Source organism: Billgrantia campisalis (assembly GCF_022341425.1).
GTDB lineage: Bacteria > Pseudomonadota > Gammaproteobacteria > Pseudomonadales > Halomonadaceae > Halomonas > Halomonas campisalis.
This window is the reverse complement of record NZ_JABFUC010000003.1, coordinates 177,803-192,794: the sequence shown is the minus strand read 5'-3', so window position 1 is coordinate 192,794 and position 14,992 is coordinate 177,803. Positions and strand designations below refer to the sequence as shown.

Below are 14,992 nucleotides of genomic sequence, written 5' to 3'. Positions count from 1 at the left end.
CAATGGCCAGCCTCACAGGGACTGGCGAAGAAAGTCGTTGGCAAGGCTCGCCGCGCTGCTGTCGGGGTAGTCCTCGCGTACGCGTTCGAGCAGGCCGCGGCTGGCGTCCGGCTCCCCCTGGCGGGCCTTGATCAGGCCCAGCTTGTAGAGCGCATCGGGCACCTTGCTGCTCTGCGGATAGTCATCGATGACCCGGCGGAAGGCCGTTTCCGCGGCTCCCAGGTCGCCCTGGGCAGAATGCAGCTCGCCGAGCCAGTAGTGGCCGTTGGCGGTCAGGCTGTTGTCGGGATGCTCGACCACGAAGGCCTCGAAGGCGCTGATCGCTTCCTCGAACTCTCGGGCCTGAACCCGTGCAAAGGCGGACTGGTAGGCGGCCTGGGCATCGGCGCTCACACCGCTGGACGGCGATGCCTGTACCACCTGACGGGCCGATTCCGCATCGACCTCGGGGGACGGCTCGATACCGGCGCTGCCGGCCATCAGACGCTCATCGAGATCCAGATACTGCTGGCGGGTCTGATTGCGCAGCTGCTGGAGCTGATGGCGCAGCTCCTCGATCTCGCCGCGCAGCTGCTGGATCTCGCGCTGGTGCTCCTGGACCTGGTTGAAGATGACCAGGCTACCCCCCGCCTCTTCACGCACCTCCGCATGATCGAGGAAGGTGCGGGACTGGGCCGTGAGGTCCTCCACTATCGGGCGCTGCTGCGCCATCGCTGGGCTCACTACGAGCAGCGGGAGCACCATGGCTCCCGCGCCGCACAGCCCTTTCAGACCGTGTCTCATGCATGACTCCATCCGGCGCAGGCTGCGCCAGTTCGATCAGTAGGCGAAGACCACCCGACGGTTCTGGGCGTAGGCTTCATCGTTGTGCCCGCGCACGGCCGGACGCTCCTCCCCGTAGCTGACGATTTCCAGCTGCGAGGGCGAGACGCCCTGGACTCCCAGGAAGCGCTCGACCGAACGCGCCCGGCGCTCGCCCAGGGCCATATTGTATTCGCGGGTGCCGCGCTCGTCGGTATGTCCCTGGAGTACGACCCGTGCGTTGGGATTGGAGCGCAGGTAGCGGGCATGAGCAATCAGTACCGACTCGAATTCGGAACGGATATTGTCCCGGTCGAAATCGAAGTAGATGGTGCGCACTTCGGGGATGCGACCGTCGACCTGCTGGCCGGCTCGCTGCCCGTTGGTCCCCATCCCGGTACCACTGACCTGGCCGGTGCCGGCCACACCGGTACCCGCGGCACCGTCACGGCTGCGATCCACAGTCCCGTCCTGGGTGCCGCCGGTGCTGGAACAGCCGGCCACGAACGCCAGCGACAGGGCGATGGCCAGGGTTCTGGCATGCGACTTGAATTGCATCGTCAAACTCCTTGGAGGATTCGATTGACAGGGTTCATCGAGCATCAGTTTAAGAATGGTGACCAGGCGGGCTCACGCACGTCACCCTGCGCCGAGGGCAGCCGGTAGGAGGCACGCCCATCGGCCGATACGGCACTCAGCACCCCGCTGTTTCCTGCCTGGGTGGCGAAGATTACCATGGTCCCGTTAGGGGCAACACTGGGAGATTCATCCCAGCGCGATTCGCTGAGCACCACCAGGCGACCCGACTCCAGGTCCTGGCGCGCCACCTGATAGCCGTTGCTTGAGCGGTGGATCAGGAAGATCGCTTCGCCGTCCGGTGCAAAGCGGCCCCGGGCATTATAGTTGCCGGTGAAGGTCAAGCGCTCCACCTGGCCGCTACTCATGTCATGGCGGTAGAGCTGGGGGCCACCGCTGCGGTCGGACGTGAACAGCAGGCTGCGGCCATCCGGGGACCAGGCCGGTTCGGTATCGATGCTGGAGTTGTTGGTGATGCGCTCGAAGCTGCGCGCGCCGACATCCATCACGTAGATCTCCGGCTGCCCGTCCTTGGAGAGCGTCATCGCCAGCTTGCGGCCGTCGGGTGACCAGGCAGGGGCCCCGTTGATCCCCTCGAAGGAGGTCGCCCTGACACGCTGCCCGGTGGCCAGCTCCTGAATATAGATGGCCGGCCGCTCGGTCTCGAAGGAGACATAGGCGAGCTTGCGACCGTCCGGCGACCAGGCCGGCGAGAGGATGGGCTCGCGGGAGCTGAGCACCTGCTGGCCGTTGCGACCGTCGGCATCGGCGACATAGAGACCAAACTGCATGTCATCGCCGACGCCCCGGGCGGTGACGTAGGCGATGCGGGTGGCGAAGGCGCCGCGAATCCCGGTGATCGCCTCGAAGATCTGGTCGCTGATGTAGTGCGCTCCGCCACGCAGCTCGCCGCTGCTCGCCGTCACCGTCTCGCCGAGCATGCGGCGGCCACCGCTGACATCCAGCAGTTCGTAGCGGACCCGGTAGCCGTCCCCCTCCCGCGCGACGCGCCCCACCACCAGGTAGCGCACGTCCAATGCTCGCCACTCACCGAAGCTGACCTCTTCACCGGTGGCGGGACGGTTGAACATGGCGCTGCGCGGTAGCGGCTCGAAGTAGCCGCTGCGCTCCAGGTTGTCGCTGATCACCTCGGCGACGTCCTCGGGCAGGGACTGTCCATCCTCGGCAAAGGGCACCACGGCAATCGGAGTGGCGCGGTCGCTGCCGCGGGTGATCTCGATGGTCAGGTTGGCGTGGGCCAGGGTGCCGAACAGCAGCAGCATGGCGCCGAGCCAGGTGGTCATGAAGGCTCTCATCAGCGTACATCCCCCGGTCTGAATCGCAGATTGAATTGACGGAAGTCACGTTGCGCGGCAGCGGGTAGCTGTCGCAGTTCACCGAACGGCGCGGCGGCCTCTACCGCCTGGATGGCGGAGCGGTCAAAAGCACTATCCCCGCTACTCTGAGTCACGCTGGCACCAAACAGTTCGCCCGACGGCCCCAGCTGGACCTGCACGGTAGCCGCCAGCCCGCCGCCGGCCCCGGGCGGAATCACCCAGGCCTGCTCCACGGCACGCCGCACCAGGTTGATGAAGCTGTTGGCCGCCTCCTGAGCCTGGCGGGCATTGGCCACCGCGTCGGACTCGCCCTCGATGGCGCGGTCCAGGCCCTGGCTGGCGGCCTCGGCGGCACGTCGCGCCTCCTCTTCGGCCCGGCGCTGGCGCTCGGCCTCCTCCTCGGCGCGGCGGCGCTCCTCCGCTTCGCGCTCACGGCGGGCCTGCTCTTCCGCCTGGCGCTGGCGCTCGGCCTCCTCCTCGGCCCTGCGCTGCTCTTCGGCTTCACGCTCACGGCGGGCCTGCTCCTCCGCCTGGCGCTGGCGCTCGGCCTCCTCCTCGGCCCGGCGCTGCTCTTCGGCTTCGCGCTCACGGCGGGCCTGCTCCTCCGCCTGGCGCTGGCGCTCGGCCTCCTCCTCGGCCCTGCGCTGCTCTTCGGCTTCACGCTCACGGCGGGCCTGCTCTTCCGCCTGGTGCTGACGTTCGGCCTCCTCCTCGGCACGCCGCTGGGCCTCGAGCTGACGCTGCCGCTCGGCCTCGGCGGCCTCCTCCTGTTGGCGCTGGCGTTCGGCTTCCTGCTGCTCGCGCAGCTCGGTCTGGCGCTCGGCCTCCTCGGCACGGCGCTGGGCCTCGGCCTCGGCGGCCTGGCGGGCCTCTTCGCGGGCGCGTGCCTCCGCTTCCCGGGCAGCCTGCTCCTCGGCCTCCCGCTGGGCGGCCTCGGCGGCGGCCTGTTCCGCCTCGCGCTCTGCCTGGGCCTGCTGCTCTGCTTCTTCCGCCTGGCGCGCCGCCGCCCGGGAACGGGCCTCCTCGGCGCGCTGGGCCTGGTCGGTAGTGGTCTCGGTACTCACCAGGGTGGCCTGGACGATGGAGCTGGTTTGGTGCTCCGGCTCGCGCTGGGGCAGGGTGACCACGCTCAGCACCACCACCACCAGATGCAGCCCCACGGCCAGCACCGTGGGCAGGCCGTAGCCGACCGGCCGGTCATCCCGTGAGTGTAGCTGCGGCTCCTGTCGCGCCATGACGTCTGTTCTCTCCTCAGTCACGCGGGGGAGGCTCGGAGATCAGCCCGACATTGACCACGCCGGACACCTGCAGGGTGCTCATCAGGGTCACCACCTCGCCGTAGGGCACGCTGCGGTCGCCACGCACCATGACCGGTGTACCGGGCTGGCGATCGAGCAGGATGATCACCCGCTCGGCGAGCTCATCGAGGTCGACGCGAATCTCATCGCCGCCCAGCTGCAGGTAGTAGCCGCCCTCGCGGTCTACCGACACCACGATCGGCTCGTTGTCTTCCTGGGCGTCGATCGCTTCGGAGGTCACCTGCGGCAGGTCGACCTGGACCCCCTGAGTCAGCATTGGCGCGGTGATCATGAAGATCACCAGCAGCACCAGCATCACGTCGATGAAGGGCACGACGTTGATCTCGCCCATCGGCTTGCGCCGTCCGCCGCGGTTGAAAGGTCCGTTCATGTGCGACTCCCTCAGGCGGCGTCGGCGTCGCCGCGACCCTGCAGGTTACGATGCAGGATGGAGTGGAACTCCTCGGCAAAATCCTCGTACTTGCCCAGCAGCCGGCCCGACTCCGCGGAGAGCCGGTTGTAGAAGATGACCGCCGGAATCGCGGCAAACAGCCCCATGGCGGTAGCGATCAGCGCCTCCGCGATCCACGGCGCCACCGTGGCCAGGGTCGCCTGCTGGGCCATGGAGAGCGACTGGAAGGAGCCCATGATGCCCCAGACGGTACCGAACAGGCCGATGTAGGGGCTGGCGGAGGCCACGGTGGCCAGGAACACCAGGTGCAGGGTGAGGCGATCCTCCTCCCGGGACCAGGCCACCCGCATGCTGCGCTGGACGCCGTCGAGGATGGCCTCGGGGCTGCGCGTCTTGGTCAGCAGGCGGTTGAACTCGCGAAAGCCGGCGCGAAAGACGTGCTCGGCGCCCTGGGTCTCCTGTTCGGCAGGGGTGTCGCGATACAGCTCATTGAGGTCGACGCCGGACCAGAAGCGCTCCTCGAAGGCCTGATGGGTGCGGCGCGCCCGGCGCATCACGAAGGTGCGCTGGAAGATCACCACCCAGGAGAGAATCGAACCGATCGTCAGGATCAGCATGACCAGCTGCACCACGGTGCTGGCACTCATGATCAGGTGGGGAATGGACATGGAGTCGTTCACGGGCATCCTCGTCAGTCTTGCAGTTAACCGGTAAGGACCGCGGCGAGCGCCGGCGGCCATGGTGTGGGCCTAAGGCGGGCAGCATCCAGACAGGCGATGTCGACCCTGGCGTCGCACAAGGGTTCCCCGCCGCGCCGCACCGTCTGAGCGAAACTCAGCCGACAGCGACCGTGAGACTGGATGGCGGCGCTGACCTCCAGGCCATCATCCAGCCGGGCGGGCTTGGCATAGCGACACTCCAGCCGATGGACCACCAACTGGATACCGGCATCGAACAGCTCGCGCTGGGTGATGCCGTGACTGCGCAGCCACTCGCTGCGGGCCCGCTCCATGAACTTGAGGTAGTTGACGTAGTAGACGATGCCACCGGCGTCGGTGTCCTCGATGTAGACGCGCACCGGCAGGCGAAACTCGCTCACGGCCGCACCTCGCCGCTGGCGTCCTGGGCCTGGTCGTGGGGCGCCAGGTCGAAGTGCTGCCAGGCCTGGCGGGTGACCACCCGCCCCCGGGCGGTACGCATCATCAGCCCCTGCTGGATCAGGTAGGGCTCGATGACATCCTCGATGGTGTCGCGCTCCTCGCCGATGGCCGCCGACAGCGAATCGACCCCCACCGGGCCACCGTCGAATTTCTCGATCATCGCCAGCAGCAGGCGACGATCCATATGGTCGAGCCCATGGTGGTCGACGTGAAGCATGTTCAGCGCCCGGTCGGCGACCTCGGCATCGATGCGCCCGGCCGCCCGCACCTCGGCATAGTCGCGTACCCGTCGCAGCAGGCGATTGGCGATCCGCGGCGTACCCCGCGAGCGCCGCGCCACCTCGAGGGCACCGGGCCGGTCGGCCTCGACGCCCAGCAGCCGCGCCGAGCGCGAGACGATCTCGGTGAGGTCATCGATACCGTAGAACTCCAGGCGCTGGACGATGCCGAAGCGGTCGCGCAGCGGTGACGTCAACAGCCCCGCCCGGGTGGTGGCACCCACCAGCGTGAAGCGCGGCAGATCGAGTTTGATCGAGCGTGCCGCCGGCCCCTCGCCGATGACGATATCGAGCTGGAAGTCCTCCATGGCGGGATAGAGGATCTCCTCCACCACCGGGGAGAGTCGATGAATCTCGTCGATGAAGAGCACATCGCCGGGCTGCAGGTTGGTGAGCATGGCGGCGAGATCCCCCGCGCGCTCCAGCACCGGGCCGGAGGTGGCCTTGAGCCCTACGTCCATCTCGGCGGCGATGATATTGGCCAGGGTGGTCTTGCCGAGCCCCGGCGGGCCGAACACCAGGGTATGGTCGAGGCTTTCGTCGCGACCGCGTGCCGCGCTGATGAAGATCTCCAGCTGCTCGCGCACCCGGGGCTGACCGATGTACTCGGCCAGCCGTTTGGGACGAATGGCGTGATCGACGCCGGTCTCGCCCTCGCGCTCGTCGGCGGCGATCAGTCGGTCGGTGTCAAGCATGCCGGCAACTCGCGTTCACGGTAAGAATCCCTCGCCTGATGTGAGTATCAGCCTGCCAGGCGGCGCGTCAGCGCCGCCTTGATCAGCGCCTCGGTGGGGAGCGTTTCATCCAGGCCGGAGAGCATCCTGGCGGCCTCGGCCGGTTTGTAGCCCAGGCTGACCAGGGCGGACTCGGCGTCGGCCAGAGCGTCCCGGGGGCCAGCCTCGGCGGCGGGCGACGCCGCCTGCTCCAGCGCCGCAGCGCCCTGGCTCGCCTCCCAGTGGGGGAAGCGGTCGCGCATCTCGATGATCAGGCGCTCGGCGGTCTTCTTGCCCACCCCCGGCAGACGCGTCAACGACTTGACGTCGTCATCCATCACGCAGCGGATGAAGGCTTCCTCGTCCATCCCGGAGAGAATCGCCAGAGCCAGCTTGGGACCGATGCCGTTGACCTTGATCAGGGCACGGAACAGCGCCCGCTCCTGCTCGCGGGCAAAGCCATAGAGCAGATGGGCGTCGTCGCGCACGCTGAGATGGGTATACAGCGACACGCTTTCGCCGGTGCCCGGCAGGGCCACCAGGGTGGTCATCGAGGCTTCCAGCTCGTAGCCGACCCCGGCTACGTCCACCACCAGCCAGGGCGGCTGCTTGTCGAGAAGGGTGCCACGCAGGCGTCCAATCATGAGGCTGTCTATCCTGCCAGGGTTCATCGGCGGCGGGCAGCCGCCATGTCATGGGGCCACTATCATCATGGGCCACTATACTGGTCGCTCAGGCGGCTGACCAGTCTGCCAACAAACGGTGTTCGAAAACGGTATTCGACAATCATCGAGCGTCGCCAAGGGGCGACGCCGTCACGGTTTGAAGTCCCGCCAGGAGGTGCCCTTTCGCCGGGTGCGGTGCCCACCGAAGCTGCCCGAGGTCAGCAGCCCGAGGCGGGCGTGAGCGTGAGTCAACGCAATGGCCAGCGCATCGGCGGCATCGGCCTGGGGCGTGCCGGAGAGCCCCAGGATGGCGGCCACCATATGCTGCACCTGGGTCTTGTCGGCGGCGCCGCTCCCGGTCACCGCCTGCTTGATCTGACGCGGCCCGTACTCGCTCACCGGCAGGCCGTGATTGGCCGCGCAGACGATGGCCGCCCCACGGGCCTGGCCGAGCTTGAGCGCCGAGTCGGCATTCTTCGACATAAACACCCGCTCGATGGCGAACTCTCCCGGCCCATGCACCGCCACCAACTCGCTGATGCCGGCGTAGACCTGGGCCAGGCGCTGAGCGACCGGCTGAGCGACGTCGATGCGCACGCAGCCACTGGCCACGTAGCGCGGCACGCTGCCCGACACGTCCAGCACCCCGTAACCAGTGATCCGCGAGCCGGGGTCGATCGCCAGGATCAGCATCGCAGCGGGGCCGTGACGGCACAGTGGCATGGGGGCATAGCGGCCTCCTTAGGCTTCGTCCGAAAAGTGCCTACGCTCGGCCATACGGCGTTAAAAATCGGCTCGTGCGCGAGTCCGATCAAAGTACTCATTTACAGCTCGTAAACTCCGTCTTTTCGCCGATTTTTGCCTTGTCTGACCATCGCTCGTCGACTTTTCAGACTGAGCCTAGGCAGGCACCAGAGTATCGTCGGCAGACGACACCGGCGCCCCAGGGCGCCGGTGTCATGCCGCTCAGGGGAAGGCGAGACTCACGCCTGCGGCTCTTCCACCTTGGCCTTCTGGCGCAGGCGGATGTTGAGCTCGCGAAGCTGCTCCTGGCTGACGCCCCCCGGCGCGTCGGTCATCAGGCAGCCGGCGCTCTGGGTCTTCGGGAAGGCGATGACTTCGCGGATGGTGCGGGCACCGGCCATCAGCATCACCAGGCGGTCGAGACCGAAGGCCAGGCCACCGTGGGGAGGCGCGCCGTACTGCAGGGCATCGAGCAGGAAGCCGAACTTCTCGCGGGCCTCCTGCTCGTCGATGCCCAGCACCTCGAGCACCGCCCGCTGCATCGCCTGGTCGTGGATACGGATGGAGCCGCCGCCCAGCTCGGTGCCGTTGAGCACCATGTCGTAGGCCCGCGACAGCGCCGAGACGGGATCGCGCTTGAGCGTCTCCACGTCGCAGGAGGGGGCGGTGAAGGGGTGGTGCAGGGCCTGCATCCGCGCGCTGCCGTCGTCCTCGAACATCGGGAAGTCCACCACCCACAGCGGGGCCCACTCGCAGGTGTAGAGGCCCAGGTCCTCGCCCAGCTTGACGCGCAGCGCGCCGAGCGCCTCGTCGACGATGCGCTTCTGGTCGGCGCCGAAGAAGATGATGTCGCCGTCCTCGGCGCCCACGCGGTCGAGCAGCGCCTCGACCACATTCTCCATGAACTTGACGATGGGCGACTGCAGCCCCTCGAGCCCCTTGGCCCGCTCGTTGACCTTGATCCAGGCCAGGCCCTTGGCACCGTAGATGCCGACGAACTTGGTGTAGGCGTCGATCTCCTTGCGCGAGAGCTTGGCCCCGCCCGGCACGCGCAGCGCGGCCACGCGACCATCCTCGGCGCTGGCCGGGCCGGAGAACACCTTGAAGTCCACCTGGGACATCAGGTCGTCGACGTCGGTCAGCTCCAGCGGAATGCGCAGGTCCGGCTTGTCGGAGCCGAAGCGGGCCATGGCCTCCGCGTAGGCCATGCGCGGAAACTCGGGCAGCTCCACCTGGAGCACTTCCCGGAACAGCTGGCGAATCATCGCCTCGGAGACGCCCATGATGTCGTCCTCGGAGACGAAAGAGGCCTCGAGATCGATCTGGGTGAATTCGGGCTGCCGGTCGGCGCGCAGGTCCTCGTCGCGGAAGCACTTGGCGATCTGGTAGTAGCGGTCGAAGCCGGCCACCATCAGCAGCTGCTTGAACAGCTGGGGCGACTGCGGCAGGGCGAAGAAGCTGCCGGCGTGGGTACGGCTCGGCACCAGGTAGTCGCGGGCACCTTCGGGTGTGGCCCGGGTCAGCACCGGGGTCTCGATGTCCAGGAACCCCTGCCCCTCGAGGAAGGCGCGCACGCTGTGGGAGATCCGCGAGCGCAGGCGCAGCTTGTCGATCATCTCGGGGCGGCGCAGGTCGATATAGCGGTACTTGAGCCGCACTTCCTCGCCCACCTTGCCGTGCTCGTCGAGCTGGAACGGCGGCGTGGCGGCGGTATTGAGGACCTCCACCTCCTTGGCCAGCACCTCGATCAGGCCGGTGGGCATGTTGGGGTTCTGGGTGCCTTCCGGGCGCAGCCGCACGCGGCCCTGGATGCGCAGCACGTACTCGCTGCGGGCACGGTCGGCATTGGCGAAGGCCTCGGCGGTATCGGGGTCGACCACGACCTGGGCAACGCCATCGCGATCGCGCATATCGAGGAAGATCACCCCACCATGGTCACGGCGACGGTGTACCCAGCCGCACAGGGTGACCGTCTGGTCCACCAGGGTCTCGTTCAGCTGGCCGCAATAATGGCTGCGCATGTCGTATCCTGTACTGTTGCGTTGATCGAAGGGTGGAACAGCGGGCGGCCCTCAGGCCGCCGCGCCATCTTTCTTGGAGGACGTCTTGGTGTCCTTGGCGGCGGGCTTGGTATCGCCTGAAGAGTCGCCGGCAAGATTCTTCTTGCTGCCGGACTTGAAGTCGGTCTCGTACCAGCCACCGCCGGCCAGGCGGAACCCCGCCGCCGAGACCAGTCGTTGAAGCTCACTGGCCTGGCAGGCGGGACAGTCGGTCAGGGGGGCGGCGCTGATCTTCTGCAGTTTTTCCAGACGATGGCCGCAGGCCTTGCACTGATACTCGTAGATGGGCATGGTTCAACTCTCTCCTGAATTCGACGGCGCGTTACCCGCAGCGATATAGGGCCGGCCGACGCGAAATCCAAGCCTGCCGCAAAAGCCACGTATTATACCTGCCCGGCACGACCTGTCCCAGCCCGGCGCACCGTCAAGCCAAAAGGAATCTCCTCATGAAAGCCGTGATTCTCGACGCCGCCAGCCTAGGCACCCAGATTGACCTCTCGCCCCTTCGCGACTGCGTGGAACGGCTGGAGGTGCATGCCCACAGCCCCGCCGCCAAGCTGCCCGAGCGGCTTGCCGATGCCGAGGTCGCCATCGTCAACAAGGTGGTGATGGATGCCGCTATCCTGGAAGCACTTCCGGAGCTGCGGCTCATCTGCGTTCTCGCGACGGGGACCAACAATATCGACATGGCGGCCGCCGAGAGACTCGGCATCGAGGTGCGCAACGTCACCGCCTACGGCACCGCCAGCGTCGCCCAGCACACCCTGATGCTGATGCTGGCACTGGCCAACCGCCTGCCCCGCTATCAGCGGGACGTGGCCGAGGGGCGCTGGGGGGAGAGCCCCTTCTTTTGCCTGATGGATCACCCCACCCTGCAGCTCGAGGGCAAACAGCTGGTGATCGTCGGCCAGGGCGAGCTGGGCTCTCGGGTGGCTGACCTGGCCGAAGCCTTCGGCATGGCGGTGACCTTCGCCGCGCGGCCCGGTAACGAAGCTAACGACAGCCGCCCTTCCCTCGCGGCGCTGGCGCCGCAGGCGGATGTCATCAGCCTGCACTGCCCGCTGAGCGATGCCACTCGCCACCTGGTCGATGCCGCCCTGCTGGCCAGCGTCAAGCCCGGCGCCCTGCTGATCAACTGCGCCCGCGGCGGCATCATCGACGAAGTGGCGGCCCTGGCCGCCCTGCGCGAGGGTCGCCTCGGTGGTCTCGGCGTCGACGTGCTGCCCGTGGAGCCACCCCGTGAAGGGCATCCCCTGCTGGACGCGCTGAACGAGAAATTGAACCTGGTCGTCACCCCGCACAACGCCTGGATCAGCCCGGAAGCGCGTCAGCGTATCGTTGACCTTACCGCGGAGAATTTACGTCGCTGGCACCAGGCTTGATCCTCACCTGATTGCGAGCATTCCACTGTTGTAAGGGGTTATAGATGCAAGATAACGGTATAAAGGCGTAGCAAAGGCGCGGCAAGGTTGCAGCCCACGGGCTGCGCTTCGATACTCAGGACACTCTCTTGAAGCCGCCACAGGGCCGACCATGCTCTACAACTTCGGGTCCATCAACCTCGACCACTTCTATCGGGTGCCCCATCTGGTGCACCCCGGCGAGACCCTCACCAGCCGCACCTACCGTGTGGGGCTGGGGGGCAAGGGCGCCAACCAGTCGCTGGCCATGGCGCTGGCGGGTGGCCGCGTGACCCACTGGGGACGACTCGGCCGACAGGACGGCTGGGCAAAGGAGACCCTCTCCCGGGCCGGCGTCGATGTCTCCCGCCTCGAACTGGTCGACGAACCCAGCGGCCACGCCATCATTCAGGTCGATGATCGCGGTGAGAATGCCATCATCCTCCATCCCGGCGCCAACCATGGCTTTAAGACCGCCACCCTCGCCCAGCTCATCGAGACGGCCCGCCCCGGCGAGTGGCTGCTGGCCCAGAATGAGTGCAATGGGCTGCCCGAACTCATGGAGCACGCTCGCTCCCGCGGGCTCAACATCGCCTTCAACCCGGCGCCGATGACCGATGCCGTCCAGACGCTGCCACTTGACGCCTGTCGACTGCTCTTCGTCAATCGCGGTGAAGCCGCTCGACTGGCCGAAGTCGATGAGGCAACCGATGCCCAGTCACTGCTGACAACACTTGCGCAGCGGCTACCCGAGACCGCCACGGTATTGACCCTGGGCGGGGAAGGCGCCTGGTACCAACACGACGAGGAGCGCTTCTATCAGCCGGCCATCCCGGTACGGCCCGTCGACACCACCGGTGCCGGCGATACTTTTATCGGCTACTTCCTGGCCACCCTGCAGACCGGCGCTTCCGTGCCGGCCTGCCTGGAGCGCGCCGCCATGGCCGCCGCTCTCGGCGTGCAGCAGCCCGGCGCCGCCGAGAGCATCCCGGCGAGCGAAGCGGTCGACCGCGCTCTACGCGACGGCCTGCCGGCCTGAGCCCTATCCACTGGAACACCCCCACAAGGAGCCAACGTGCCTCACCCGATTATCTTCGATACCGACCCCGGCGTGGATGACGCCCAGGCCATCGCCATCGCCCTTCGCCACCCGGAGATCGAGCTGCTGGGCCTGACCACCACCTACGGCAACGTCGACGTGGAAACCGCCACCCGTAACGCCCTGCTGCTGTGTCAACTAGCCGAACGCACTGTGCCGGTAGCCCAGGGCGCCGCCGCCCCCATGGTCAAGCCCCGACACCCGGCGCCGGCCCATATTCATGGCGCCAACGGACTCGGCGATATCCCGCTGCCGGCGGTCAGCGGCTCGCCCGAGCCGCGCAGCGCGCCCCAGTTCATCGTCGACACCGTCAACGCCAGGCCCGGGGAGATAACCCTGGTCAGTGTCGGGCCGGTGGGCAACCTGGCCGCGGCGCTGCAGCTCGACCCGCAGCTGGTCGACAAGGTCAAGCGGGTGGTGGTGATGGGCGGTTCGATCCGTGAAGGGGGCAACGTGACGCCGGTGGCCGAGGCCAATATGTTCAACGACCCGCACGCTGCGGCGCGCGTGCTCACCGCCGGCTGGCCGCTGACTCTGGTGGGCCTGGATGTCACCCACCGCTGCGTGCTCGGCCCTGCGCACATGGCACGCATTGCCGCCGGCCAGGGTGCGCTCGGCGAGGTGCTGGCGGGCAGCTATGCCTTCTACCGGGACTTCTATCGCGACTTCCTGGGCATCGACGGCTGCTGCCCCCACGACAGCTGCGCCCTGGCCTGGCTGCTGCGTCCCGACCTCTTCACTACCGCCCCGGGGCACCTCACGGTGACAACCCACGGAGACGCCGAGGGACAGACCCTCTTTGCGCCTGAAGGGCGCGCCTTCATCGAGCCGCGCTGGTCGCGCACGCCGCTGGTGGAGGTCTGCCTCGAGACGGATGGCCCCGCCGTGGTGGAGTGGATCGCCGACACCCTCGGCTAACCGAGGGTGTCGCCTACGGCATGCTACAGCGTCAAGAAGTTGTCCGGGTCCCGAGGCTCGATCGACTCGAGCTCCACATGGGTGACCCGGGCATTGGGCGGCCCCTGCCAGAGCCAGGCCGCCACCTGATTGACCGCCTCACCCTCGCCGCACAGCAGCACCTCCACGCTGCCGTCGGGCAGATTCTTGGCATGCCCGGTGACACCGCGCTGTAGGGCCTGCTCCTGTACCGCCCGGCGATACCAGACGCCCTGCACCTTGCCCGCCACCAATGCCTTCACGCAGCGTTTGCTCATTGCACTTCCTCCACTGGTCATCCATCCCGGTTCGGTTTCTGCGTGCCGCCTCGCCCAGGGTTCCCGCGACGTGCGGAATGCTCTAACCTGAACACTAGGGCGCGCCACCGCCACAAGCAACGGCCGCCCACCAACGCCCTGATCGGGCACAACAACAAGCGTCCTCACAAGGGAGACACGTCATGCCGGTCTTTGACCACCCCGAATTCGATCACCATCAGCAGATCGTCTTCGGCAGCGACGAAGCGAGCGGCCTGCGCGCCATCATCGCCATTCACGATACCCGACGCGGCCCCTCGCTGGGCGGCCTGCGCATATTCCCCTACGCCAGCGAAGCCGACGCCCTCACCGACGTGCTGCGGCTCTCCCGCGGCATGACCTACAAGTCGGCCCTGGCCGACCTGCCGCTGGGCGGCGGCAAGGCGGTGATCATCGCCGACCCGCGCCGCGACAAGACCCCCGAGCTGCTGCGCGCCATGGGCCGCCTGGTCGACTCCCTGGGGGGGCGCTATATCACCGCCGAGGATTCCGGCACCAGCGAAGCGGACATGCGCATCATCCACGAAGCCACCGACCACGTCAGCGGCCTGGGGCGTCGTCCCGGCGAGTCCGGGGACCCCTCTCCCTATACCGCCCACGGCGTCTTCTGCGCCCTGAACAGCGCCGTCCGCCACGGCCTGAAGCGCGAGCACCTGCAGGGCCTCCGGGTCGCCGTGCAGGGGGTCGGTCACGTCGGCGAATACCTGGCCCGCCAGCTGCATGCCGCCGGCGCCCAGCTGGTGCTGACCGACATCAACCGTGATGCCCTCGGGGCGCTGGCCGAGGAGCTCGGCGCCGAGACCTGCGCGCCGGAGGCGATCTTCGATGCCGACGTTGACGTCTTTGCCCCCTGCGCCATGGGCGCGGTCCTCACCCCCGCCGTCGTCGACCGGCTGAAGGCCAGCGTGGTCTGCGGGGCGGCCAACAACCAGCTGGCCACCCCCGCCGTCGCCGAGCAGCTGCATGCCCGCGGCATCCTTTATGCCCCGGACTATGTCGCCAACGCGGGAGGGGTCATCGAGGTGGAGTGGCAGCGCCGCGGCGACTACGCGCGCGACGCCGTGATGGCCCATGTGGAGCGTATCGCTGACACCCTGGACGAGATCTTCGTGCGCGCCATCGCCGAGCAGACCAGCCCCGCGGTGATCGCCGACCAGTTGGCACGCGAACGCCTCGACGGCTGATCCAGCGGCCGA

The 14,992-nt window shown here is 67.6% G+C and carries 17 protein-coding genes; 4 read left to right on the top strand and 13 right to left on the bottom strand.

Annotated features, from left to right (window positions below; all coding sequences use genetic code 11):
- Nucleotides 1-12 precede the first annotated feature (12 nt).
- The 12 genes from ybgF to HOP52_RS04750 form a co-directional block, all read right to left on the bottom strand.
- The gene (gene ybgF, locus HOP52_RS04805; RefSeq protein ID WP_238976130.1) at nucleotides 13-783 is read right to left on the bottom strand and encodes a tol-pal system protein YbgF; all 771 of its coding nucleotides are present in this window, start codon (nucleotides 781-783) and stop codon (nucleotides 13-15) included.
- Nucleotides 784-819: 36 nt separating this feature from the next.
- Nucleotides 820-1,359 carry a peptidoglycan-associated lipoprotein Pal gene (gene pal, locus HOP52_RS04800; RefSeq protein ID WP_238976129.1) on the bottom strand — a complete coding sequence of 180 codons (540 nt, stop codon included), beginning with the start codon at nucleotides 1,357-1,359 and terminating at the stop codon, nucleotides 820-822.
- A gap of 44 nt (nucleotides 1,360-1,403) precedes the next feature.
- Nucleotides 1,404-2,681, bottom strand: coding sequence for a Tol-Pal system beta propeller repeat protein TolB (gene tolB / locus HOP52_RS04795; protein ID WP_422677685.1), 1,278 nt, complete (start codon nucleotides 2,679-2,681; stop codon nucleotides 1,404-1,406).
- Nucleotides 2,682-2,692: 11 nt separating this feature from the next.
- Complete coding sequence (tolA, locus tag HOP52_RS04790; protein WP_238976127.1) at nucleotides 2,693-3,949, bottom strand: cell envelope integrity protein TolA; 1,257 nt, start codon at nucleotides 3,947-3,949, stop codon at nucleotides 2,693-2,695.
- A gap of 16 nt (nucleotides 3,950-3,965) precedes the next feature.
- The gene (gene tolR / locus HOP52_RS04785; RefSeq protein WP_238976126.1) at nucleotides 3,966-4,403 is read right to left on the bottom strand and encodes a protein TolR; all 438 of its coding nucleotides are present in this window, start codon (nucleotides 4,401-4,403) and stop codon (nucleotides 3,966-3,968) included.
- Nucleotides 4,404-4,414: 11 nt separating this feature from the next.
- On the bottom strand, nucleotides 4,415-5,110 hold the full coding sequence (gene tolQ, locus HOP52_RS04780) for a protein TolQ (protein WP_275298069.1): 696 nt from the start codon (nucleotides 5,108-5,110) through the stop codon (nucleotides 4,415-4,417).
- A 17-nt stretch (nucleotides 5,111-5,127) separates the two neighbouring features.
- Nucleotides 5,128-5,523, bottom strand: coding sequence for a tol-pal system-associated acyl-CoA thioesterase (gene ybgC, locus HOP52_RS04775; RefSeq protein ID WP_309674554.1), 396 nt, complete (start codon nucleotides 5,521-5,523; stop codon nucleotides 5,128-5,130).
- The gene (gene ruvB / locus HOP52_RS04770; RefSeq protein WP_238976124.1) at nucleotides 5,520-6,557 is read right to left on the bottom strand and encodes a Holliday junction branch migration DNA helicase RuvB; all 1,038 of its coding nucleotides are present in this window, start codon (nucleotides 6,555-6,557) and stop codon (nucleotides 5,520-5,522) included. The genes ybgC and ruvB overlap by 4 nt, the downstream gene beginning before the upstream one ends.
- A gap of 47 nt (nucleotides 6,558-6,604) precedes the next feature.
- Nucleotides 6,605-7,219: a Holliday junction branch migration protein RuvA gene (gene ruvA / locus HOP52_RS04765; RefSeq protein WP_238976123.1), complete on the bottom strand. Its 615-nt coding sequence runs from the start codon at nucleotides 7,217-7,219 to the stop codon at nucleotides 6,605-6,607.
- A 171-nt stretch (nucleotides 7,220-7,390) separates the two neighbouring features.
- Complete coding sequence (ruvC, locus tag HOP52_RS04760; RefSeq protein WP_238976371.1) at nucleotides 7,391-7,933, bottom strand: crossover junction endodeoxyribonuclease RuvC; 543 nt, start codon at nucleotides 7,931-7,933, stop codon at nucleotides 7,391-7,393.
- Between the two features lie 290 nt (nucleotides 7,934-8,223).
- The gene (aspS, locus tag HOP52_RS04755) at nucleotides 8,224-10,005 is read right to left on the bottom strand and encodes an aspartate--tRNA ligase (protein WP_238976122.1); all 1,782 of its coding nucleotides are present in this window, start codon (nucleotides 10,003-10,005) and stop codon (nucleotides 8,224-8,226) included.
- 51 nt (nucleotides 10,006-10,056) lie between these two features.
- Nucleotides 10,057-10,335 (bottom strand): FmdB family zinc ribbon protein, encoded by a 279-nt coding sequence (locus HOP52_RS04750; protein WP_238976121.1) that lies wholly within the window; start codon nucleotides 10,333-10,335, stop codon nucleotides 10,057-10,059.
- Between the two features lie 155 nt (nucleotides 10,336-10,490).
- Between HOP52_RS04750 and HOP52_RS04745 the strand changes: the two genes are divergently transcribed.
- The 3 genes from HOP52_RS04745 to HOP52_RS04735 all read left to right on the top strand — a co-directional run bounded on the left by HOP52_RS04745 (nucleotide 10,491) and on the right by HOP52_RS04735 (nucleotide 13,461).
- The gene (locus HOP52_RS04745) at nucleotides 10,491-11,426 is read left to right on the top strand and encodes a D-2-hydroxyacid dehydrogenase (protein WP_238976120.1); all 936 of its coding nucleotides are present in this window, start codon (nucleotides 10,491-10,493) and stop codon (nucleotides 11,424-11,426) included.
- 151 nt (nucleotides 11,427-11,577) lie between these two features.
- Nucleotides 11,578-12,483: a ribokinase gene (locus HOP52_RS04740; RefSeq protein ID WP_238976119.1), complete on the top strand. Its 906-nt coding sequence runs from the start codon at nucleotides 11,578-11,580 to the stop codon at nucleotides 12,481-12,483.
- Nucleotides 12,484-12,519: 36 nt separating this feature from the next.
- On the top strand, nucleotides 12,520-13,461 hold the full coding sequence (locus HOP52_RS04735; protein ID WP_238976118.1) for a nucleoside hydrolase: 942 nt from the start codon (nucleotides 12,520-12,522) through the stop codon (nucleotides 13,459-13,461).
- Nucleotides 13,462-13,484: 23 nt separating this feature from the next.
- Here the strand turns inward: HOP52_RS04735 and yccX are convergent, their stop codons facing one another.
- Nucleotides 13,485-13,757, bottom strand: a complete 273-nt coding sequence (yccX, locus tag HOP52_RS04730) for an acylphosphatase (protein WP_238976117.1) — start codon at nucleotides 13,755-13,757, stop codon at nucleotides 13,485-13,487.
- Nucleotides 13,758-13,939: 182 nt separating this feature from the next.
- On the opposite strand from yccX, the gene HOP52_RS04725 reads away from it, so the two are divergent.
- Nucleotides 13,940-14,980, top strand: coding sequence for a Glu/Leu/Phe/Val family dehydrogenase (locus HOP52_RS04725; RefSeq protein WP_238976116.1), 1,041 nt, complete (start codon nucleotides 13,940-13,942; stop codon nucleotides 14,978-14,980).
- Nucleotides 14,981-14,992: the final 12 nt, after the last annotated feature.

What these genes read in the sequence shown, in the direction of transcription:
- HOP52_RS04740 (WP_238976119.1), top strand. Translation starts at nt 11,578, where the DNA reads ATGCTCTACAACTTCGGGTCCATCAACCTCGACCACTTCTATCGGGTG.
- tolB (WP_422677685.1), bottom strand. Translation starts at nt 2,681, where the DNA reads ATGACCACCTGGCTCGGCGCCATGCTGCTGCTGTTCGGCACCCTGGCC.
- HOP52_RS04750 (WP_238976121.1), bottom strand. Translation starts at nt 10,335, where the DNA reads ATGCCCATCTACGAGTATCAGTGCAAGGCCTGCGGCCATCGTCTGGAA.
- ybgF (WP_238976130.1), bottom strand. Translation starts at nt 783, where the DNA reads ATGAGACACGGTCTGAAAGGGCTGTGCGGCGCGGGAGCCATGGTGCTC.
- ruvC (WP_238976371.1), bottom strand. Translation starts at nt 7,933, where the DNA reads ATGCTGATCCTGGCGATCGACCCCGGCTCGCGGATCACTGGTTACGGG.
- tolQ (WP_275298069.1), bottom strand. Translation starts at nt 5,110, where the DNA reads ATGCCCGTGAACGACTCCATGTCCATTCCCCACCTGATCATGAGTGCC.
- ruvA (WP_238976123.1), bottom strand. Translation starts at nt 7,219, where the DNA reads ATGATTGGACGCCTGCGTGGCACCCTTCTCGACAAGCAGCCGCCCTGG.
- tolR (WP_238976126.1), bottom strand. Translation starts at nt 4,403, where the DNA reads ATGAACGGACCTTTCAACCGCGGCGGACGGCGCAAGCCGATGGGCGAG.
- HOP52_RS04745 (WP_238976120.1), top strand. Translation starts at nt 10,491, where the DNA reads ATGAAAGCCGTGATTCTCGACGCCGCCAGCCTAGGCACCCAGATTGAC.
- pal (WP_238976129.1), bottom strand. Translation starts at nt 1,359, where the DNA reads ATGCAATTCAAGTCGCATGCCAGAACCCTGGCCATCGCCCTGTCGCTG.
- HOP52_RS04725 (WP_238976116.1), top strand. Translation starts at nt 13,940, where the DNA reads ATGCCGGTCTTTGACCACCCCGAATTCGATCACCATCAGCAGATCGTC.
- yccX (WP_238976117.1), bottom strand. Translation starts at nt 13,757, where the DNA reads ATGAGCAAACGCTGCGTGAAGGCATTGGTGGCGGGCAAGGTGCAGGGC.
- tolA (WP_238976127.1), bottom strand. Translation starts at nt 3,949, where the DNA reads ATGGCGCGACAGGAGCCGCAGCTACACTCACGGGATGACCGGCCGGTC.
- aspS (WP_238976122.1), bottom strand. Translation starts at nt 10,005, where the DNA reads ATGCGCAGCCATTATTGCGGCCAGCTGAACGAGACCCTGGTGGACCAG.
- ruvB (WP_238976124.1), bottom strand. Translation starts at nt 6,557, where the DNA reads ATGCTTGACACCGACCGACTGATCGCCGCCGACGAGCGCGAGGGCGAG.